Consider the following 18,947-nt stretch of genomic DNA (forward strand, 5'->3'; position numbering starts at 1 on the left):
CCTGACGGCCGACCGGCGACGACCGGGCGGTACCTGTGCACGGCGCGGAGACTGGACATGTGCCGGGACCGTGGCGCGGGCGGCACCCCGCGCAGGACGGAAGGGCGATGCATGGAGCAGGCAGCGATCAGCGTCCGCGGGCTGAGCAAGCACTTCGGCTCCGTGACCGCGCTGGAGGACGTGCACTTCGACGTGGCACCCGGGACGGTCTTCGGCCTCCTGGGGCCGAACGGCGCGGGCAAGACCACCATGATCCGAATTCTCACGACCGTCATCCGCCCGAGCGGCGGCAGGGCCGAGGTGCTCGGCCGTGACGTGGTGCGCAAGGCCGGCGCCGTCCGGCGGCTGATCGGCCTGGCCGGCCAGTACGCCGCGGTCGACCCCAACCTCACCGGGCGCGAGAACCTCCGGCTCATCGGCAGGCTCACACAGATCCCCAGGACGCGGATCCGCCCCCGCGCGGCCGACCTCCTGGAGCGGTTCCGCCTCACGGAGGCCGCCGACCGACCGGTGCGGACGTACTCGGGCGGCATGCGGCGGCGCCTCGACGTCGCCGCGGCCCTGGTCGCCGAGCCGCCGGTCCTGTTCCTCGACGAGCCGACCACCGGTCTCGACCCGCAGAGCCGCATCGCCCTGTGGGCGCTGATCCGCGACCTCGTGGACGACGGCACCACCGTCCTGCTCACCACCCAGTACCTCGAGGAGGCGGACCGGACGGCCGCACGCGTGGTGGTGGTCGACGAGGGCCGGATCATCGCCGACGACACCCCGGCCGCCCTCAAGGCCCGCCTCGGGGACACCGTCATCGAACTGGCGATGGGAGACCGGGACCGCGCCGCCCGGGCGGCAGCCGCACTCGTCCCCGGCCTCGGCGCCGCACCGCAGCAGGAGGGCGACCTGCTCAGGCTCGGCGCCCAGGACGGCGCCCGCCTGCTCATGGACGTCCTGCACGTCATGGACGAGGCCGGTCTGGCACCGCGCCGGGTCGCCGTGCGCGAACCCAGCCTCGACGACGTCTTCCTGTCCCTCACCGGCCACCGGACCCCCGCGCCCGGCCCCGCCGCCGGACCGGCCGAGGCGCGGACACCGTGACCGCGGCCACCGCATCCCGTCCGTCCGCGCCGGGGCACCTCCGCCGCGGCGCCGCCGCAGTGGTCCGCGACGGGTCGGCCGTGGCCTGGCGCAACCTGATCGCGCTGCGCCGGGTGCCCCGCCTGCTCGTCTTCTCCTTCGTCCAGCCGCTCGTCTTCGTCCTGATGTTCCGCTACGTCTTCGGCGGCGTGGTGTCCCCCGCGCTCGGCCCCGTCAGGTACGTCGACTTCCTGATCCCCGGGATCTTCGTGCAGACCGCGGTCTTCGGGTCGATGAACACGGCGATCGGCCTGGCCACCGACATGCAGACCGGTCTGATGGAACGGTTCCGGTCGCTGCCGATGGCGCGCTCGGCGGTCCTGGTGGGGCGTACGACGGCCGACCTCGCCCGCAACGTCTTCGTGGTGGCGCTGATGACGGCGGTCGGCTTCGCCATCGGCTTCCGCATCCATGCGGGCGTCCCGGCCTTCCTGGCCGGGATCCTCCTGGTGCTCGCCTTCGGATTCGCGATGTCGTGGATCTTCGCGGTGGTGGGCCTCGCCGTCGGCGACCCGGAGACCGCGCAGGCGGCGGCCTTCCCGATCCTCGCACCGCTGGTCTTCGCCTCGGCGGCGTTCGTCCCGGTCGGCACCATGCCCGGCTGGCTCCAGACCTTCGCCGCCCACCAGCCGGTCTCCCGCACCGCCGAAGCCGTCCGGACCCTGGTGCTCGGAGGGCCGGCGACCGCCGACGTCTGGCAGGCACTCGCCTGGGACGCCGGGATCGTCGCCGTGTTCGCACCGCTGGGCGTGTGGTTCTACCGCCGCGCCGTGTAGCGTGCCGTCCCGATTCCCGGTCGGTCATGTGACCAGGTCAACGAACCGTGGTGTGCAGGATCCCCTTCACGATCGCCTCGGTGCCGGACACCGGGTGGTCGGCCGGCGACCGCAGCACGTCCCCGGCGACGTGTCCGACCCCGCCTTCCGCCGAACCGTCCGACCCGCGGCTCTCAGCGGGCCTGCTGCCCCGGTCCGACGACCAGGAACTGGCCCATCATCCCGTCGTCCTCATGGCGCATCAGATGGCAGTGGTACATGTACGGGTTCCGGGGGTCGGCGTAGTCGCGGAAGACCACGGCGAGGCGCACCGAGCCGGACGACGGCACGGCGACCGTGTCCTTCCATCCGGCCAGTTCCGGTGGGGGAGGGTTGCCGTTGACGTCGAGGACCTGGAAGTGGTTGTTGTGGACGTGGAAGTTGTGCACCCGGTTGTGGCTGTTGGTCACCGTCCAGATCTCCGGTACGTCGACGGTGGCGGTGGCGTCGATCCGGTTCATGTCCATCGGCAGGCCGTTGATCGAGTTGCCGTCGAGTTCGAACGCCCGGGTCACGGAGGCGCGCGTCGCGGGGGGCGGGATCGCGGCCAGCACCGAGGGTGTCGCCGTGCCCGGCCGGAGCTGCGGCTGCGGGCTCAGGAGCAGGATCTCGAACTCCTCGCCCTGCGCGGCGCCGGCGGACGGTCCGCGGTTCTTCCCGCCGCGCGCCGGGGTGGGGAAGGACCGCAGGGTGCGCCGCTGGCCGACCTGCATGCGGACGACGATCTCGGCCCGCTCCCCGGGGGTCAGCACGAGGCGGCGGAGCCGTACGGGTGCGGCGAGCAGGCCGCCGTCGGAGGCCACCACCTCGAATTCGCTGTTGTCGTCCAGACCCAGGTTGTAGACCCGCATCGTCGAGCCGTTGACGATGCGCAGACGCACCCGGTCGGTGACCACCGGGGCGTACGCGCCGGCGATCCCGTTCACCGTCACCGTCGGACCGATCAGTCCGGCTCCCGTGTCGTCGCGCTCGTCCAGGGTGCCGTCCGGGTTGAGCTTCTTGTCCTGCACGATGACGGGGAGGTCGTCGACGCCGTACTCGTTCGGCAGTCCCGCGCCGTCACCGGTCTCGTCGTCGACGAGGAACAGGCCGGCCAGGCCGCGGTAGGTGTGCGTCTGGGTCGACCCGTGCGGGTGCGGGTGGTACCAGAGGGTCGCCGCGGGCTGGGCGATCACCCAGGACGGCTCCCAGGTCTCCGTCGGGGCGATCGGCTGGTGGGGGCCGCCGTCGAAGCGCGCGGGGAGGTGCATGCCGTGCCAGTGGACGGAGGTCGTCTCGGGCAGGAGGTTCCGCACCCGGACTCCCACCGTCTCGCCCCTGCGGGCGCGCAGGGTGGGGCCGAGGAGGTCCTGCGAGTAGCCCCAGGTCGGGGTGGTGCGGTCGGCCACGATGTTCCAGCGGCCGGGCCGTGCCTCCAGCGTGAACCACCGCACCCCGTTCTCCGTACGGGACTCGGCCGCCGGGGGGATCGGCAGCCGCCGGTACCCGGCGGGCGCCGGCCCCTCGAGCGCCACGCCGCTCCCGGCGCCCTCGTCGGGCGGCGCCTTCTGCGTCGCAGTGCCGGCGATGCAGCCGGCCGCGATCACCGGCGAGGAGACGAGGCCGGCCAGCACCGCGCGCCGCGACCACACACCCACCTGGCCCACCTCACGGCGCCGATCGGACAGGGAAAACCGTCGACGGCCACGCTGTCGCCGGGCCGTCGGCAGGCGTCGGTTGGAATCCGACGAGGAGTTCGAAGCTAACACCCGCGACGTGCACGGGGCGTGGTCGAACCGTTCCGTGTCCGCCGCTTCCGCGCCAGACCACTCGTTCGTACGAGGCGCACCGGGCTCCTGCCCCTCGGTGCCGCCCGGCAGGCCTTCGTTGCGCCGCGTTCACACCCGCCCGGTACCCTCCACCCCGGCCCCGGCCCCGGCGACGGGCACGGGACACAGGAAGGAACCCTCGAGTGGGTGACGGGCGGGAACGGGAGCCGGTGCGGGTCGGGCTGGGGACGATCGCGCGGGAGTGGGGCCGGATCGGCTGCATCGGGTTCGGCGGTCCGCCCACCCACATCGCGCTGCTGCGGCAGCTGTGCGTGGAGCGCCGCGGCTGGATCGAGGCGGCCGAGTTCGAGGACGGCATCGCCGCGACCAACCTGCTGCCCGGACCGGCCTCCACCCAGCTGGCGATCTTCACCGCGTGGCGGCTGCGCGGCCTCGCGGGCGCGCTGGTCGGCGGGTTCTGCTTCATCGCCCCCGGCCTGGTCCTCATCCTCGCCCTGTCGGCGCTGTTCCTGGCCGGCAGCCCGCCGCTGTGGGTGCGCGGCGCCGCCGCGGGTTCCGGCGCCGCCGTCGCCGCGGTCGCGGTCCAGGCCGCCACCGCGCTGATCCCCGCCAGCCGGCAGCGCGCCGGCACCGCCCGCCCCGCGTGGGCCCGCTGGCTCGCCTACGCCCTCGCCGGCGGCACCGCGGCCGCGCTGACCGGGCCGTGGCTGGTCCTGGTCCTCGTCGCCGCGGGCCTGATCGAGACGGCGATCCGCGTCCGGCCCGCCCACGAGCAGGGTCGAGCCCGTGCGAGGTCCTGGCCGCTGCCCCTCGCCCTGGCCGCACCGGCGGCCACCGGCGGGCTGCTGGCGCTGGCCTGGGTGGCGTTCAAGGTCGGCGCCCTGTCCTACGGCGGCGGGTTCGTCATCATCCCGCTCATGCAGGCCGACGCCGTCGACCACTACCACTGGATGACCGACGCCCAGTTCCTCAACGCCGTCGCCCTCGGCCAGATCACCCCCGGTCCGGTCGTGCAGACCGTCGCCGTCGTCGGCTACGCGGCCGCCGGCATCCCCGGCGGGCTGCTCGCCGCGGCCGTGGCCTTCGCGCCGTCGTTCCTGTTCGTCGTCCTCGGTGGGCCCCGCTTCGACGCGATCCGCGCGAACGCCCGCGTCCAGGGCTTCTTCACCGGCGCCGGCCCCGCCGTGATCGGCGCCATCGCGGGCTCCGCGCTTCCTTTGGCCCTCGCCCTCCAGCACCCGTGGCAGTACGCCGTCCTCGCCGCAGCCGCCCTCTGGCTCCTCGCCGCCAGACGCGGCGTCGTCAGCGGCCTCCTCGGCGCCGGCGCCCTCGGCATCGCCGCCGCGCTGGCCGGTCTGCCGGTCTGACCGGATCGGCCCCGGCCGCTTGCATCCGGTACCCGGGTACAGGCCTACCGTCGAAGACGTCCCCGCCGGTGCCGTGCGGGGGACGGATCGGAGGAAGCCATGACCGGCCTGACCCGGGTGCCCGCCTCGTGCACCCTGCCCACCGCCGAGCAGCCACTGCGGATCGCCGCATGGGACGCCCTGCTCGCCGAACGCCTGCACACTCTCGACCGGACGGGCCCGCTGCGCCTGCGCCTGGTCCTCGCCGGCGGCGAGGGCGTCGAGGAGAAGGTGCGCGACCTGGCGGACCGCGAGAGCGACTGCTGCTCGTTCTTCACGTTCACCGTGCGCACCGTCGCCGACGCCGTGCACCTGGACGTGGCGGTCGACGGTGCGCACCAGGCGGTGCTGGAGGCCCTCCAGGCCCGGGCCGCGGCCGGAGGGACTGCGCCGTGAGCGGGAGCAGCGACGCCATGACGAACCCTGCTGCCGACCGCGCCCCGCGCTCCTCCAAGGTGCTGGGAGGGCTGGCCGGCCTGGCCTGCGCGGCGTACTGCCTGCTGCCCGCCCTGATCGCCGCCGGTGCGGTCGGGGCCGGGGCGGGGGCGGTGGTCGGCTGGCTGCCGGCCGTCGCCGCCGCGCTCGCCGTGGGTGCCGGTGCGACCTGGTGGCTGGGCCGCCGCCGGGCCGCCCGCGGCTGCGGCTCTTCGGCCTGCGGTGCCGGCGGGTGCGGCTGCCGGAAGGCCGAGACCCCGTCGGGGACGGGGCCGGAGTAGGGCCGGGCGGGGCTTCCACCTGCACCGCCACGAGCCTGGAGGAGCCGTGGGCTTCGCCGCCCCACCGGGGGCTGCGACCGGAACCGTTCTTCCTCGGCATCGCGTACGCCGCCCTCGGACTCGGCCTCTCCGCCCTCGCCGTCCGCGAGACCCGTGAACACGCCCGCACGGAAGCCGCCCTCCACCCCGCACCGGCCAACCCCGACCGCCGCGCCGAGCTGACCACCCGGCAGATCGCCCGCACCACCAGCCACACCGACCGGGTGCTGTCCTCGGCCGGCTGGGCCTCCTGATCCGCCGGCATCGTCGTCGCCGGCGCAGGCCATGACGCCCCACGCCCCGGTTCAGGACAGCGTGGGGACGACTGCCTGGACCTTGGAGGCGATCTCCGGCGGGAGCGGGACGTAGCCCTTGTCACCGATCGCCTGCTGGGCGGCGTCGCTGATGGTGTAGGTCAGGAAGGACTGGAGGGCGGGCAGGGTGGCGGGCTTGTTGCCCTTGTCGCAGACGATCTCGTAGGTGACCAGGACGATCGGGTAGGCGCCGGGCTCCTTGGTGGCGTAGTCGAGGTCGAGCGTGAGGTCGCTGCCGGTGCCTGCCACGGTGGCCTTGGCGAAGGTGGTGGCGGCGTTCGCGGCGGTGGCCGCGACCGGCTCGGGCGCGCCGGTGCTGATCGCGGCGCTCTTGAGCCCGTTGGTCCGGGCGAAGGACAGCTCGACGTAGCCGATGGAGTTCTTGACCTGCTTCACCTGGGCGGAGACGCCGGCCGACCCGTTGGCGGACTGGCCGCCCTGCCCGGCCCAGGTCTTGCTCGGCGGGTAGGGCCAGGCGCCGTTGCCCGCGGCGGCGAGGTATGCGGTGAGGTTGGCGGTGGTGCCGGAGTCGTCGCCGCGGTGGAAGCTCTGGATCGTGGCGTCCGGCAGCTTCGCGTTCGGGTTGAGCGCGGTGATCGCCGGGTCGTTCCACGTGGTGATCTGCCCGTTGAAGATCTTGGCGATGGTCGGTGCGTCGAGCACGAGGTCGTCGACCCCGTCGACGTTGTGGACGATCGAGATCAGGCCGGCGACCATCGGCAGGTCGATGCCCTGCCCGCCGGTGCACACCTGCTTCGAGGCCTCGACCTCCTCGGGCTTCAGCGGTGCGTCGGAGCCGGCGAAGGCCACCTTGCCCTGGTTGAACTGCTGGACGCCGGCGCCCGAACCGCCACCGCCGTAGGTGACGGTGATGTTCGGGCAGGCGGTGCCGAAGGCGGCCTTCCAGATGTCGATGGCGTTCGCCTGGGCGGTGGAGCCGGCGCCGAGCAGCTGCCCCGATCCGTTGCAGACGATGGACGCCGCGGCCGCTGGCACGGTGGCCTGGCCGGCCGGAGGCGCCGGATCCTTGCCGCAGCCGGCGGTGGGGGCGAGGAGGACGAGCAGTGCCGGGGCTGCGGTCAGGTGACGGGCATGCCGAAGGGCCCGACGGGACATGGCGGTCTCCAGAGGTGCTGGCGGTCTGCGCACACGGCGGACACGGCCATCATCACCGACCGCCCGCACCAGGTGCCCGCCGACACGGCCGACCGATCCGTCCGACCGAGGGACCGTCAGCGGGTGGGGAGGGGCGGCGCGGCGCGTTTGGCGTAGCCGGTGATCGGGGCGGTCTCCAGGGCCTGGATGCCGTCGAGGGAACCGAGGCGATCGGTGGTGTAGGCGTAGAGGTCTTCGGCGTTCCGGAAGACGGCGACCGCCAGGAGGTTGTGGGTGCCGGTCGTGGCGCCGATGTAGGCCGTCTCGGGGTCGGCGGCCAGGGCAGCGGCGGTCGGTGCGAGGCTGCCGGGGCTGACGGCCAGCCACAGGAGGCACTGGACGGGGTGGCCGAGGAGAGCGGAGTCGACCTCGACGTCGAAGCGGAGGACCCCCGACCGCCGCAGTTCGGCCAGCCGCCGGCGCACGGCGGATTCCGACCAGCCGACCTGCCGGGCGAGTTCGGGACAGGCGGCGCGGCCGTCGACGGCAAGGGCCGACAGCAGCCGCTTGTCCGGATCCGTCAGCGTGACGGGCCCGGACACGCCGTCGGGCGCGACACGCAGCTCGGCGATCTGCGCCTCGGTGAGCGCGGAGGTGCGTCCGGACCAGTGCCGGTCCGTCAGGTGCCGCAGCAGCCGGTGTGCCCGCAGATCGGTGATCCGGGGATGCCGGGCCAGCGCTGCGAGCGGCGCCGGTCCCTGGTCGGCGACCCGGAAGATGCTGGTGAGCTCGGTGCCGCCCGACAGGACCGTCACCCACCGGGTGTCGGCGCGCCGCGCCAGGTCCCGGGCCAGGCCGACGGCGTGGGCGGGGTCGGTCCGCATCCGGACGAGCCACTCGGCACCCCCGAGCCGCCCGCCGTCCGCGACACCGGCCACCCGGACCCGCCCGCTCGCCCGCAGCCGGGCGGCACGGCGGGCCAGGGTGCGGTCGGAGACGTCCAGGACCTCGGCGATCCTGCTGAAGGGGGCGCGGCCGTCGAGCTGGAGGGCGTGCAGCAGCCGTCGGTCGAGGGCGTCGAAGGTGACCGAATCCACCGGACCAGGGTACTTCGGCGTCGCTTTCCGGCGCCGTCCTCGCGCTTGGGGGACCCGGGGGTGCGACCGGCGGCAGGGTCGGGGAGATCCCGCCGGACGAGCCCGCGCCCACCGTCTCCGCCCGCGACGCGCACGGTGCGGGCCCGTTCTTCACCGGCCGCTGATCCGGCCCTCGCCCCTCGGAGCAAGCGTCTTGTTCACCACGATCCTGTTGCTCGCCGTTCCCACCGCCGGTTTCCGGCTGCTCGGCGCCCTCGGCGTGCGCAGATTCGCCCGCCTGCGTGTCTGCGCCGCCCACGGCATGGCCTTCATGCTCTGCTGCACCGGCCTCGCCCACTTCCTTCCCGACAGCGTCACCGCACTGCCGAGCCATGACGACCTGGTGGCGATGGTCCCGCCCGCCGTCCCGTTCCCCGATGCCGTGGTCCATGCCACGGGCGTCCTGGAGTTCCTCGGCGCGTTCGGCCTCGTCCTGGCCCGCACGCGGACCGTTTCCGGGATCGGCCTCGCCGTCCTCTTCGTGCTCCTGTTCCCGGCCAACGTCCACGCCGCTGTCGAGTCCGTCCCGTTCAACGGCGACCCGGCCACCCCGCTGTGGTTCCGCCTCCCCGAGCAGGTCCTCTTCGTCACCACCGCGCTCTGGAGCGCAGGACTCACCCGCCGGGGCCGTACCGCCGCGCCCCAAGCCGACCGCTGAGACGTTCGAAAGAAGGAGAAACACTTCATGACAGCGCAGACCAGCCTGCCGACGCGTCAGCTCGGCGGAACCGGAATGCACATCACCCGCGTCGGGTTCGGCTCCTGGGCCGTGGCGGGGGCGGGCTGGCAGTTCGGCGGCTCGGAGCGGAGCGGATCGACCTGTACCAGGTGCACCGGCCCGACACCGGCGAGTCGCTGGAATACACCGGGGACGGCACCGGCGTGATCGTCTACTCGCCGCTCCAGTCCGGGCTGCTGACCGGCGCGTTCACCGCGCAGCGCGCGGCGGGCCTGGGCGCCGACGACTGGCGGTCGGCCCACGCCGACTTCACCACCGGGCTGGCCGCCAACCTCGCCCTGGCCGAGGCGCTGCGCCCGATCGCCGTACGGCACGGTGCGACCGTCGCCGAGATCGCCATCGCGTGGGCCCTGGCCCGGCCCGGCATCACCGGCGCGATCGTCGGCGCCCGCCGCCCCGAGCAGGTGGACGGCTGGCGCGGCGCAGGATCGGTCGGACTGGCCCCGGCCGACCTGGAGGGGATCGCCGCCGCCATCACCGCCACCGGCGCGGGCACCGGCCCCGCCCGCCCACGAGTGCAACCGCAGCACGCTCCTGACGCCTCCCGGTGTTGTGGCCGGTGTGGAACCGTCCGCGCGGGCGCCGCTGTCGCGTCCGCGCGGACGGCCGTCGGGGGCGGTACCGGTCAGCCGCGCAGGGCGGACACGAGCAGGCCGGGCAGGCGGCGGGCGGCCGGGTCGGCGGTGTAGCGGGCCAGGCGTTCCAGGGTGGTGCGGCCGGAGCGGTGGGTGACGAAGTGCGGCGGGCGCGGTGCGAGGGAGGGCGAGCCGGTGAACAGGCCGCGCGGTGCCGGGGCGAAGGGGGCGCGGAGCACGGTCTTCTCGATGCCATCGAGCATCCAGGTGTTGTTGACGAAGCCGGTGCCGCTGCCGATGTCCTGCCGGGTGTGTCCGGGGTGCGCGCCCCACGGGGTGTGTCCGAGGAGGAAACCCACGCCCGACCAGGTGTTCAGGGCGATCGTGCCGTAGCGCAGCCGGTCCACGGCGTCCGCCAGTGCCGCCGGGTGGTCGCGTTCGGTGCGGGGGTGCACGAGGACGGTGGCGCCGAGGGTGCCGGGGAGGGTGTCGTCGGCGAAGCGGACGGCGTGGTCGAGGAAGGCGGCCGGGGTGTCGCCGGGGAGACGGACGATGCCGAGGGCACTGGCGAACACCTCCTCGGTGAGCAGCGGGTCGGCGGGGTCGGTGATGTCGGGAACGAGGAGCCGGCAGCCGTCGCCGTACATCTCGGCGCCGGGGTGCGCCTTGCGGACGGCCGCGAGCCGCTGTGCGGAGCCGGGGTAGTAGTCGGTGCGGAACGGCAGGGCGCGCAGCACGGCGCGGACGGCGTCCAGCAGGCGTTCGGTGCCGTCCCACTGACGGGGCACCAGGAGGACCTGGGCGGCGATGCAGTTGTGGCCGGAGTTGTTCATCTTGGCGGTCACGATGTGCTCGGCCTGGTGGCGGAAGTCGGCGGCGCTCCACGGGCCCGGGACGACGATGAACGGGCTGACGCCGCCGAGTTCGCTGGTGAGGGGCTTGTCGACGAGCGGGGTGTCGGCGCGGCGGCGCTGGTCGGCGCGGTCGTCGGTGCCCCAGACGACGGCGTCGTGGGTGCGGGCGCTGCCGGTGATGTGGACGGCGTCGACCTCGGGATGGGCGGTGAGCCGGGCCCCCTCGGCGGGGCCGCCGTCGACCAGGCGCAGCCAGCCGTTCCGGACGAACTCGTGGAACATCCGCTCGTAGTGGGGCCGCAGGTAGGCGTTGACCGGGTTCATCTTGGCGACGACCACCCGGCCCTCGGCGTACAGCTGGTGCAGGATGTCGGTGGCGGTGAGGGCGGCGACGTTGCCGGCCCCGAGGACGAGGGCGATGCCGGGTCCGGCGGGGCCACGGCGGTGGCGGGCGGCGGCGCGCTCGCGGGCCTGCTCGGCGCTCGTGCCGGGCACGAGCCGGACGCGGGCCCGGTAGCCGGCCAGCAGCAGGCGGTCCGAGGCGGTGGCGGGGAAGACGTCGACCCAGGTCCGGCCGTCCGTCTCGTGCACCCGGTCGGCGGGCAGCGGGTCGTGGCCGGCGGCGAGGCGCCGCAGGCAGTGCAGGCGGGCGGTGGTGTGCTGGGCGAGGGCCCAGGGGCCGCCGGCCCAGTCCTCGGCGGCCCACGGGGAGTCGGGCGGGTAGCCCTTGTGCCGGCAGGTGTCGGCGACCAGGTCGGCCGCGGTGTCGTGGATCCTCGGCAGCAGCCGCTCCAGCAGGCCGATGCGCAGGTCCGTCGGGGTGGCGGCCCAGGAGGCGGCGCCGGCGCGCAGTTCGGCGAGGGCGTGGTCGAGGTGGTCTGTCCCGGCGGGGGCGGGAGCGGTGGGGTCGGGCACGGTGCTCCTCGAAGCGGGGTGGTGGTGGCGGGAGCGGTCGGGTTCAGGCGGAGCGGAGGCGGGTGATGTCCCGGGCGGGGTCGACGAGCAGCGTGGCGGCCGCGCCGAGCAGCAGCAGGAGACCGGCGAACCGGACGGCGAGGCCGTAGCCGGCGCCGCCGTGCAGGTCGACCAGGTGGCCGGTCAGGACGGGGGCGGCCAGGCCGGCGGTGGTGACGACGGCGTTCATGAGACCGAGGGCGCCGCCGCGGCGGTGCTCGGGTGCGACTTCGGCGACCGTGGTCACCGCGACGGTCACCATCGTGCCGCCGAGGCCGAACGCTGCGATCAGCAGCGGCACGGTGGCCGCGGAGTGCGGCACCGCGGGGAGGGCCAGGCAGGCCAGTGCGGAGACCAGCAGGACGGCCCCGCCGACGCGGGCCCGGGCCCAGCGGCTGGCGACGCCCCGGCGCAGCAGCCGGCCGGTCAGCCAGGCCTGGCCCAGCAGGGCGAGCGTGTTGACGGCCCACAGCGCGGCCACCAGGTTCGCCGTGGCGGTGTCGGAGTAGCCGAGGCCGTCGTGGAGGTAGCTCGGCACCCAGACCAGCAGCAGCACGGTCATCCAGTAGGTGCCGAAGTAGGCGGCCGTGCTGCCGATCCAGGTCCGGGTGGCGAGGATCCGCCGGTAGGACGGGCCGGCGGATGGCGCGCCGACCGTGTCGGGGGCCTGGCCCCGGACCGGCCGGCCGGCGCCGGTGGTGCGGCCGTTCTCCCGTCCGGCGAGGGCCCAGACGACGGCCCACAGCACGCCCGCGACGGCGACGGCGCCGAACGCGGAGCGCCAGCCCAGGTGGTGGACGATCCAGGTCAGCCCGGGCGCGGCGACCACCACGCCCAGGGTGGTTCCGGCCATCACCAGCGCGCCCGGCAGGTTGCGCCGCCGGTCGGGGAACCAGGAGAGGGCGGTGTGCTGGGCGACGGGGAAGGCCGGTCCCTCCGCGGCGCCCAGCAGGATCCGCGAGGCCACCAGCAGGGCGGCGCCGCCGCCGAGGGCCATGGGCGCCTGGGCGAGCGACCAGAGCAGCACCATGGCCAGCAGCAGCCGACGCGGCCGTACCCGGTCGGAGAGCAGGCCGACGGCGGCGCCGGAGATCGAGAACAGCAGGAAGAAGGCGCTGTTCGCGAGCCCGAAGGCGGTTGCCGACAGGCCCAGGTCGCGGCGGATCGGGTCCGCCGCGAGCCCGAGGACGGACTTGTCGGCGAAGTTGACCATCATGAAGACCACCAGCAGGCCGGTCACGGTCCAGGCGCGGCGCCCGGGGACGGTGGCCGGCGGGGCGGTGGTTCTGACGTCGGTGTCGGTCATCGGGGCTCCGCGGGGGTGGCGGCCGGCAAGGGGGGTGGGGGTGTCCCGGATCAGGAGAGCGGGCCGCCGGCGACGGCGATCCGCTCCATGACGCGCCGCTGCGGGTAGTAGTCGCTGATCGCGTAGTGCTGGGTGGCGATGTTGTCCCAGATCGCGATCGAGTCCGGCTGCCAGCGGAACCGCACCTGGAACTCGGGGATCCGCGCCTGGAGGCCGAGCAGGTGCAGCAGTTCGCGGCTCTCCGCCTCCGGCAGGCCCGTGATGCGGGTGGTGAACGGCTCGTTGACGTACAGGGTCGGGCGGCCGGTGCGCGGGTGGCGCACCACGACGGGGTGTTCGACCGGGGGCAGCACGGCCCTGAGGGCGGCGATCTTCTCGGGGGTCATGAACGAGCCCCAGGTGGGCTCCCAGTCGTGGACCGCCGTCAGGCCTTCGATGCGTGCGCGCAGCTCCGGGTCGAGGTTGTCGTACGCGGCGCCCATGTCGGCCCACATGGTGTCGCCGCCGGCGGGCGGGACCTCGACGGCCCGCAGGACGGAGCCCATCGCCGGGGCGGCCATGAAGGAGTGGTCGCTGTGCCAGATGTTCTCCTGGCCGACGGCGGTGGCGTCCTTGGCGAGCCGGGAGACCCCGGCGGTGTCGCCCTTGGGGAAGAACGGGTTCGGCTCGGGCGGGCCCCACACGCCGGCCAGGGCCAGGTGCGCGCGGGCGTCGAAGCGGTGCTGGTCCCGGAAGAAGATCACCTTCCACTCGTCGAGGGCCAGGCGCAGCTCGGCGGCGAGGTCCTCGCCGATCGGGCGGGCGAGGTCCACGCCGGTGATCTCGGCCCCGATGTGAGGGGTCATCGGGGTGATCTCCAGCAGGCGGAAGTCGGCCTGCCGGGTGCCGGGCGCCGTCCGGTCCAGCCGGCGGCGGCCGGCGTGGAACAGCGGCTTGGCGAGGATCGGGTGGGAGGTCGTGCTCACGGCGGTGCCCATGCGGGTCCTCCACGGTCGCATCGGAATTCGTTACCGGCAGTATTGATATTCGGCTGCGGCAGGGCAAGAGGGCGGAGCGGGGAAATTTCGCGGCGCACCGGGGTGGTGGGCGGGGCAGTCCGGGCATGCGGGTCCGGCCGGATCCCGGGCAGGAGTCGCGAGGGGTCGGGACGTGCGGGGATCAGGAGGCGCGGGGATCAGGCGGTGCGGGTCGGGACGTGCGGGGATCAGGAGGTGGGGGGCCGGAGGCGCGGGGATCAGGAGGTGCGGCTGACCGCGCGCACGACGAAGTCGACCAGGTCGTCCACGAGGTGACCGTCCGGCAGCTCGCGCTCCGCCAGCAGGCGGTAGATCATCGGGGCCGCCACCAGGGTGGCGGCCGAGCGGACGTCGATCTCCGGTCGTACCTCGCCCCGCGCGATGCCCCGTTCCAGGATGCTGCGGGTCTCCGACATGATCCGGTCGGTGTAGGCCACGTACGCGCCGCGCTCGCCGGGCTCCGCCGCGGCGGCGCCGATCAGCTCGGCCAGCAACCGGTCCGTCCCGGGCATCCGGTAGGAGGCCAGACGCGCGGTCAGCACCTCGCGCAGCTCGGCCCGCAGGTCGCCCAGGTCGGGCACCGAGAGCGGCCCGATCCGGCTCTCGGCAGCCGCGATCACCAGCGCCTGCTTGGACGACCAGCGCCGGTACATGGCCGGCTTGCTCACGCCCGCCCGAGCGGCCACGGCATCCATGGTGACCGCCCGGATGCCCTGTTCGGCGACCAGCTCGATCACCGCGTTCAGGGCGGCGCCGGTCACCCGCTCCTCCCGCGGACGCCCCGGTCCGCGTCCGCCGTCGCGTGCCTGTGTGCCGACCATGGCAGCGAGCATACGGGCGCCCCGGGTCATGGCGGCCGACCGGCCCCTCCCGTCCCTCCCGTCCCCGGACAGCCGCTCGCGGCCGGCCGGCGGAAACGGGCTCCCCGGTCGGCCGGATCGCCGTTCCGTGAGCCCCGCGACCCGGCTGCCGGACGGGCGACGGCTCACCGCCCCGTCGGCTCTTCGGGGCCCAGCACCACGTTCGCCGGCGGAAGCCCTGCCGTGAAGCGCTCGAGCTGGGAGCGGACCAGCTCGCGGGCGCGCGGCCGGAAGGCCGAACTGTTCCCGCCGACATGAGGGCTGATCAGGACGTTCGGTGCGGACCAGAGGGGGTGACCGGCCGGCAGCGGTTCAGGGTCGGTGACGTCCAGGGCCGCACTCAGACGTCCGCTGCGCAGCTCGCGCACCAGGGCATCGGTGACCACCACCGGGCCGCGGGCGACGTTCACCAGGAGGGCGTCGTCCTTCATCCGGGACAGGAAGCCGGCATCGACCAGCCCACGGGTCTCCGGTGCGAGCGGGACCGTCAGCACCACGACATCCGCTGCACCGAGCAGGCCGGGCAGCTCACCGAACGCGTGCACCGGGCCGCTCGGGCTCTCCCGCGCCGTGCGCGCCACCCGAACGATGTCGCACTCGAAGGCGGAGAGCCGCGCCTCCACCGCCGCGCCGATGGATCCGTGGCCGACGATCAGCACCGTCCGGCCGGCCAGGGCGGGACGGAACCCGCCCGACCACCTCTGGGCCTGCTGGTCCACCACGAATCCGGGGATTCCGCGCAACGACGCCAGCGTCAGGGCCACGGCCAGTTCCGCCGTGCTCGCGTCGTGCACTCCCCGCGCGTTGCACAGCGTGACGCCCGCGGGCACGTGCGGTGCCAGATCGTCGACGCCGGCGCTGAGCGACTGCACCACTCGCAACCGCGGCATCCGGGCCAGCAGGGGGCGGGCGGCCGCCGTGAAGGTGTACGGGACGACGAAGAACTCGACCGTCCCGAGCACCTCCGCCCCCGGGGGATCGCCCGTGCCGTCCCAGACCGCGGCACTCCAGCCCTCGGGCAGACCCCCCACCTCGCCGGGCGGGTAGGGCAGCAGCACGCGCGGACCGCTCACGACGCGACCGCCCGTGCCGCGGACGGTGCGGCCGTGGGCCGGCTGCGGACGGTGATGCCGGGCATCTCATCTCCTGCGGGAGTCGGGCCTGCACACGACAGTGGACGTGCACCAGTGTCACACCGTGACCGCCGACCGGCAGGGAAGCGCGAACGGATACGGAGCCCGTGCCCCTCGTGGCCGTCGTCATGGGGGTCTCCTCCTCGGGGGAAGAGCACGATCGGAGCCGCTCCCGCCACCCGTCCCGGGCGGACCGTCGAGGACGGGCACGAGGTCCTCCAGGGTCCCGACGGACTCCGCGGTCGGGATCGCGGTCCACGTCGGCTCCTGATGTGCAGACCGGTGACCGGTGGTCAGGTGAGGGCTCCACCCGTGCGGGAGGTCGGGGCCGGGAGCCGGAAGACGCCTTTCAGCCGGTGCAGGGCTTCGGCGTCGCCGGACACCGATGCTGCCCCGGTGTCGATGGCCTGGGCAAGGGTCCGGGTCTGGGCGGTGAGCCCGAGGAAGGCCTCCTCGCCCATCGTGATCGTCGCGTCCGGGTGTTGGGCCGGTCCGTGCAGTGTCTCGATCGTCCCGTCGTCGATCCGGGCGTGGAGGACCTCGTCGCCGATGCGGAACTCGTAGACCGCGTGGAGTCCGGTGGCGGCGTCGGCGTCGAAGCAGGCCCGCAGGCCGAGCACCGCCCAGCCGGGATGGAAGGTCTCGGTCGCCCGTCGTTCGCCCATGGCCCACTTCAGTCCCCATCGGGCGAGTGCCAGGACTGCGGGGCCGAGTTCCTCGCCGGCCTCGGTGAGGGCATAGGCCGGGGTGCGGGCGGGCGGCGGGAGGGTGATCTTCTGCGCCAGGCCCTCGTGTTCCAGGTGCTTGAGGCGGGCGGCCAGGAGTCCCGTCCCGAGGGCTCGTCTTTCGCGGTTTTCATGATCGAAAGAGGGGGCTTGTGTCGTAGACGTGCGGAAGCATCGACGGGTCTGTTCCACCTCTGTCGAGGGGCCGTCGATGCTTCCACCGGGGACCGTACCCCCTTCGCTGTTACTCGTGCTGGCGGTCTTCCGGGATTGCTTCACCGCGCCGTCGTTCGAGACGCTCGCGGCGCTGGTCACGGGGACGGTGACACGTACTGGGCGGCGGACGGTGACCGGGATGCTGACCGGCGCCGGACTGTCGGCCCGGTGGCCGCACGACCGGGCCCACCGGTTCTTCGCCGCCGGGGTGTGGGACCTGGACCGGGTCGGCCTCGTGCTGGCCCGTCTGATCGTGGAGCGGCTGCTGCCCGCGGGGGCTGCGCTGCAGGTCGCCGTCGACGACACGCTGTTCAAGCGCACGGGGCGCAAGGTCTTCGGTGCCGCGTGGCAGTACGACGGTGCGGCCACCGGACCGAAGCCCATCGGGCGGGGGACCTGCTTCGTGGTGGTCGCCCTGGTGGTGCGCCTGCCTTTCCTCACCCGCCCGATCGCGTTGCCCATCCTGGCCCGGCTGTGGCGCCCCAAACAGGGGAAGACGAAAGTCGATCTCGCCCTCGACCTGGTCGCGCTGCTGGCCCGCGCGTTCACCGACCGGCGGATCGACGTGGTGGCCGACGGCGCCTACCACGGCCGCGCCCTGCGCGAGCTGCCCGGCACGGTGACGTGGACGTGCCGGCTGCCGGTCAACGCCGCCCTGTACGAACTCGCCCCGCCGCCGACCGGCCGCCGTGGCCGGCCGTGCCTGAAGGGCGCCAAGATCGGCACCCCGAAGAGCTGGGCCGAGCAGGCAGTCTTCACCGCGCACACCGTCACCCGGTACAACCGGCCGCCCGCGACCGTGCACATCGCCGAGCTCGTCTGCCTGTGGTACGGCAGCTTCCACACCCGCACCATCCGCGTCCTGCTCGTCCGCGACCCGGGCTCGACCAAGCCCTTCGACCTGGCCCTGGTCACCACCGACCTGACCACCCCCGCCGCCGAGCTGGTGGAACGCTACGCCGGCCGCTGGTCGATCGAGACCACCTTCGAGGAAGTCCGCGAACACCTGGACGTCGGCCAGGCCCAGAACAGGGTCCGGGCGGCGGTCGAGCGCACCGTGCCGTTCGGCCTGTACGTCTACAGCCTCACCGTCATCTGGTACGCCCTTCACGGCCACCACCCCGCCGACGTCGCCGAGCACCGGGCCCGCGCCCCCTGGTACACCACCAAGACCACCCCGTCCTTCCAGGACATGGTCGTCAAGCTCCGGCGCACCGTCATTGCGGCCAGGAATATGCCCGAACACGCAGGTCAGCCCACCGACCACGAAATCGCCGCCGTCCACCGGGCCTGGGCCGCCGCAGCCGCGTAGCCCACAAGACGATCAAGAAAACCGCGAAAGACGAGACTGCAGGAGCGGGAGGTCGTGATCGGGCCGGACGAGACCGGGCCCGTGGGCATCTGCTTCATGCCGGTGGCCGACCGCAAGGTCGTCAAGAACCGCCTGCACCTCGATCTGACGTCCACCGCGGCGGACCGCGAGGCCGAGATCGAGCGCATCCTCGCACTCGGCGCCCGCAGGGTGGACGTCGGGCAGAGCGGCGACGAGTCGTGGACCGTGCTGGCCGATCCGGAGGGGAACGAGTTCTGCGTCGTCCGCCCGAAGCGGACCCTCATCGGTTAGGCCCGGGAACTCCTCGCGAGCCCGACTCGCGCGGGGCCGTCCTCGAGACACTGCGGCCGGCGGCTGCCTGCGGGCCACCCGTCGGACCGTCAGGTAGCCGGAGATGGAGAGGTCCTCGCGGGATCCCGAGGTCCACGCGCAGGAGCGCTCGCACGTCCTTGACGAAGCCGGCCTCGCCGTGGACGAAGGCGTGCACCCGGCCCTCGGGGAATTCCAGTGCGCGGACGGCCTCGACGAGCAGTTCGCCGACGGAGGCGGTCGCCGCGGTGCAGCCGGACGACCTCCGCGACGGAGTCGAACTTCTGCTCCTCCTCGGGGCCGGCGATCACGACGAACGCGCGGACGTCGGCGGGCAGGGTGCTCTCGTCGCCGGCCAGCAGGTGCCGGCCACGGGCGGCCGCCGGGCCGCGAACGCCGGCGGGCAGGCCGAGAGCTGACGGGGTCGGGCAGGCCTGCAGCTCGCCGTCGTCCCGGCTGCCCGAGCCGGCGTCCTCCGAGGCAATCAGTCCTCGGGGCGCCTACCG

General features: G+C 74.1%; 18 protein-coding genes and 2 pseudogenes. 10 read left to right on the top strand and 10 right to left on the bottom strand.

Annotated features, from left to right (window positions below; all coding sequences use genetic code 11):
* Nucleotides 1-111: 111 nt before the first annotated feature.
* Nucleotides 112-1,092, top strand: coding sequence for an ATP-binding cassette domain-containing protein (locus tag ACQ614_RS32800; protein WP_431682649.1), 981 nt, complete (start codon nucleotides 112-114; stop codon nucleotides 1,090-1,092).
* Nucleotides 1,089-1,907, top strand: a complete 819-nt coding sequence (locus ACQ614_RS32805) for an ABC transporter permease (protein ID WP_431682651.1) — start codon at nucleotides 1,089-1,091, stop codon at nucleotides 1,905-1,907. The genes ACQ614_RS32800 and ACQ614_RS32805 overlap by 4 nt, the downstream gene beginning before the upstream one ends.
* 173 nt (nucleotides 1,908-2,080) lie before the next feature.
* Here ACQ614_RS32805 and ACQ614_RS32810 read toward each other — a convergent pair whose 3' ends face one another.
* The gene (locus ACQ614_RS32810) at nucleotides 2,081-3,583 is read right to left on the bottom strand and encodes a multicopper oxidase family protein (RefSeq protein WP_431682653.1); all 1,503 of its coding nucleotides are present in this window, start codon (nucleotides 3,581-3,583) and stop codon (nucleotides 2,081-2,083) included.
* A 314-nt stretch (nucleotides 3,584-3,897) separates the two neighbouring features.
* Here ACQ614_RS32810 and chrA point away from each other — a divergent pair, with 314 nt between their 5' ends.
* The 4 genes from chrA (at nucleotide 3,898) to ACQ614_RS32830 (ending at nucleotide 6,130) form a co-directional block, all read left to right on the top strand.
* A complete protein-coding gene (chrA, locus tag ACQ614_RS32815) occupies nucleotides 3,898-5,082 on the top strand; it encodes a chromate efflux transporter (RefSeq protein WP_431682654.1) in 1,185 nt (394 codons plus the stop codon).
* A 99-nt stretch (nucleotides 5,083-5,181) separates the two neighbouring features.
* On the top strand, nucleotides 5,182-5,517 hold the full coding sequence (locus tag ACQ614_RS32820; protein ID WP_431682655.1) for a hypothetical protein: 336 nt from the start codon (nucleotides 5,182-5,184) through the stop codon (nucleotides 5,515-5,517).
* On the top strand, nucleotides 5,514-5,837 hold the full coding sequence (locus ACQ614_RS32825) for a hypothetical protein (RefSeq protein ID WP_431682656.1): 324 nt from the start codon (nucleotides 5,514-5,516) through the stop codon (nucleotides 5,835-5,837). The genes ACQ614_RS32820 and ACQ614_RS32825 overlap by 4 nt, the downstream gene beginning before the upstream one ends.
* On the top strand, nucleotides 5,789-6,130 hold the full coding sequence (locus ACQ614_RS32830) for a hypothetical protein (protein ID WP_431682658.1): 342 nt from the start codon (nucleotides 5,789-5,791) through the stop codon (nucleotides 6,128-6,130). Before ACQ614_RS32825 ends, ACQ614_RS32830 begins: the two co-directional genes overlap by 49 nt.
* A gap of 51 nt (nucleotides 6,131-6,181) precedes the next feature.
* Here the strand turns inward: ACQ614_RS32830 and pstS are convergent, their stop codons facing one another.
* Together pstS and ACQ614_RS32840 are read right to left on the bottom strand one after the other, a co-directional pair.
* Nucleotides 6,182-7,306, bottom strand: a complete 1,125-nt coding sequence (gene pstS / locus ACQ614_RS32835) for a phosphate ABC transporter substrate-binding protein PstS (protein WP_431682660.1) — start codon at nucleotides 7,304-7,306, stop codon at nucleotides 6,182-6,184.
* Nucleotides 7,307-7,422: 116 nt separating this feature from the next.
* The gene (locus tag ACQ614_RS32840) at nucleotides 7,423-8,382 is read right to left on the bottom strand and encodes an AsnC family transcriptional regulator (protein WP_431682661.1); all 960 of its coding nucleotides are present in this window, start codon (nucleotides 8,380-8,382) and stop codon (nucleotides 7,423-7,425) included.
* 193 nt (nucleotides 8,383-8,575) lie between these two features.
* Between ACQ614_RS32840 and ACQ614_RS32845 the strand changes: the two genes are divergently transcribed.
* Both ACQ614_RS32845 and ACQ614_RS32850 read left to right on the top strand, forming a co-directional pair.
* Complete coding sequence (locus ACQ614_RS32845) at nucleotides 8,576-9,079, top strand: DoxX family protein (protein WP_431682662.1); 504 nt, start codon at nucleotides 8,576-8,578, stop codon at nucleotides 9,077-9,079.
* Between the two features lie 170 nt (nucleotides 9,080-9,249).
* On the top strand, nucleotides 9,250-9,849 hold the full coding sequence (locus ACQ614_RS32850; RefSeq protein WP_431682663.1) for an aldo/keto reductase: 600 nt from the start codon (nucleotides 9,250-9,252) through the stop codon (nucleotides 9,847-9,849).
* Here the strand turns inward: ACQ614_RS32850 and ACQ614_RS32855 are convergent.
* From ACQ614_RS32855 to ACQ614_RS32880, 6 genes are all read right to left on the bottom strand, one after another.
* Nucleotides 9,786-11,504, bottom strand: coding sequence for an aldehyde dehydrogenase family protein (locus ACQ614_RS32855; RefSeq protein WP_431682664.1), 1,719 nt, complete (start codon nucleotides 11,502-11,504; stop codon nucleotides 9,786-9,788). The genes ACQ614_RS32850 and ACQ614_RS32855 overlap by 64 nt on opposite strands.
* A 43-nt stretch (nucleotides 11,505-11,547) precedes the next feature.
* Nucleotides 11,548-12,849, bottom strand: coding sequence for an MFS transporter (locus ACQ614_RS32860; RefSeq protein WP_431682665.1), 1,302 nt, complete (start codon nucleotides 12,847-12,849; stop codon nucleotides 11,548-11,550).
* Nucleotides 12,850-12,899: 50 nt separating this feature from the next.
* Nucleotides 12,900-13,826, bottom strand: coding sequence for a TauD/TfdA dioxygenase family protein (locus ACQ614_RS32865; RefSeq protein WP_431682666.1), 927 nt, complete (start codon nucleotides 13,824-13,826; stop codon nucleotides 12,900-12,902).
* 257 nt (nucleotides 13,827-14,083) lie between these two features.
* Nucleotides 14,084-14,686, bottom strand: coding sequence for a TetR/AcrR family transcriptional regulator (locus ACQ614_RS32870; RefSeq protein WP_431682667.1), 603 nt, complete (start codon nucleotides 14,684-14,686; stop codon nucleotides 14,084-14,086).
* Nucleotides 14,687-14,850: 164 nt separating this feature from the next.
* On the bottom strand, nucleotides 14,851-15,798 hold the full coding sequence (locus ACQ614_RS32875; RefSeq protein WP_431682669.1) for a 2-hydroxyacid dehydrogenase: 948 nt from the start codon (nucleotides 15,796-15,798) through the stop codon (nucleotides 14,851-14,853).
* Nucleotides 15,799-16,151: 353 nt separating this feature from the next.
* Nucleotides 16,152-16,775 (bottom strand): alkyl sulfatase C-terminal domain-containing protein, encoded by a 624-nt coding sequence (locus tag ACQ614_RS32880; RefSeq protein WP_431682670.1) that lies wholly within the window; start codon nucleotides 16,773-16,775, stop codon nucleotides 16,152-16,154.
* Between the two features lie 19 nt (nucleotides 16,776-16,794).
* On the opposite strand from ACQ614_RS32880, the gene ACQ614_RS32885 reads away from it, so the two are divergent.
* Nucleotides 16,795-18,111 carry an IS701 family transposase gene (locus ACQ614_RS32885; RefSeq protein WP_431675996.1) on the top strand — a complete coding sequence of 439 codons (1,317 nt, stop codon included), beginning with the start codon at nucleotides 16,795-16,797 and terminating at the stop codon, nucleotides 18,109-18,111.
* A gap of 42 nt (nucleotides 18,112-18,153) precedes the next feature.
* A pseudogene (locus ACQ614_RS32890) lies at nucleotides 18,154-18,423 on the top strand (VOC family protein); the annotation flags it as partial.
* A gap of 93 nt (nucleotides 18,424-18,516) precedes the next feature.
* On the opposite strand, the pseudogene ACQ614_RS32895 reads toward ACQ614_RS32890, so the two are convergent.
* Nucleotides 18,517-18,845: pseudogene (locus ACQ614_RS32895) on the bottom strand (siderophore-interacting protein); the annotation flags it as partial.
* Nucleotides 18,846-18,947: the final 102 nt, after the last annotated feature.

Origin of the sequence: Kitasatospora dryopteridis (assembly GCF_050749075.1) — a bacterium.
Lineage (GTDB): Bacteria > Actinomycetota > Actinomycetes > Streptomycetales > Streptomycetaceae > Kitasatospora.

Bases quoted from the DNA above. Each gene is read 5' to 3' on its own strand.
- ACQ614_RS32870 (WP_431682667.1), bottom strand. From the start codon at position 14,686: ATGGTCGGCACACAGGCACGCGACGGCGGACGCGGACCGGGGCGTCCG.
- ACQ614_RS32820 (WP_431682655.1), top strand. From the start codon at position 5,182: ATGACCGGCCTGACCCGGGTGCCCGCCTCGTGCACCCTGCCCACCGCC.
- ACQ614_RS32860 (WP_431682665.1), bottom strand. From the start codon at position 12,849: ATGACCGACACCGACGTCAGAACCACCGCCCCGCCGGCCACCGTCCCC.
- pstS (WP_431682660.1), bottom strand. From the start codon at position 7,306: ATGTCCCGTCGGGCCCTTCGGCATGCCCGTCACCTGACCGCAGCCCCG.
- ACQ614_RS32800 (WP_431682649.1), top strand. From the start codon at position 112: ATGGAGCAGGCAGCGATCAGCGTCCGCGGGCTGAGCAAGCACTTCGGC.
- ACQ614_RS32885 (WP_431675996.1), top strand. From the start codon at position 16,795: ATGCTTCCACCGGGGACCGTACCCCCTTCGCTGTTACTCGTGCTGGCG.
- ACQ614_RS32865 (WP_431682666.1), bottom strand. From the start codon at position 13,826: ATGGGCACCGCCGTGAGCACGACCTCCCACCCGATCCTCGCCAAGCCG.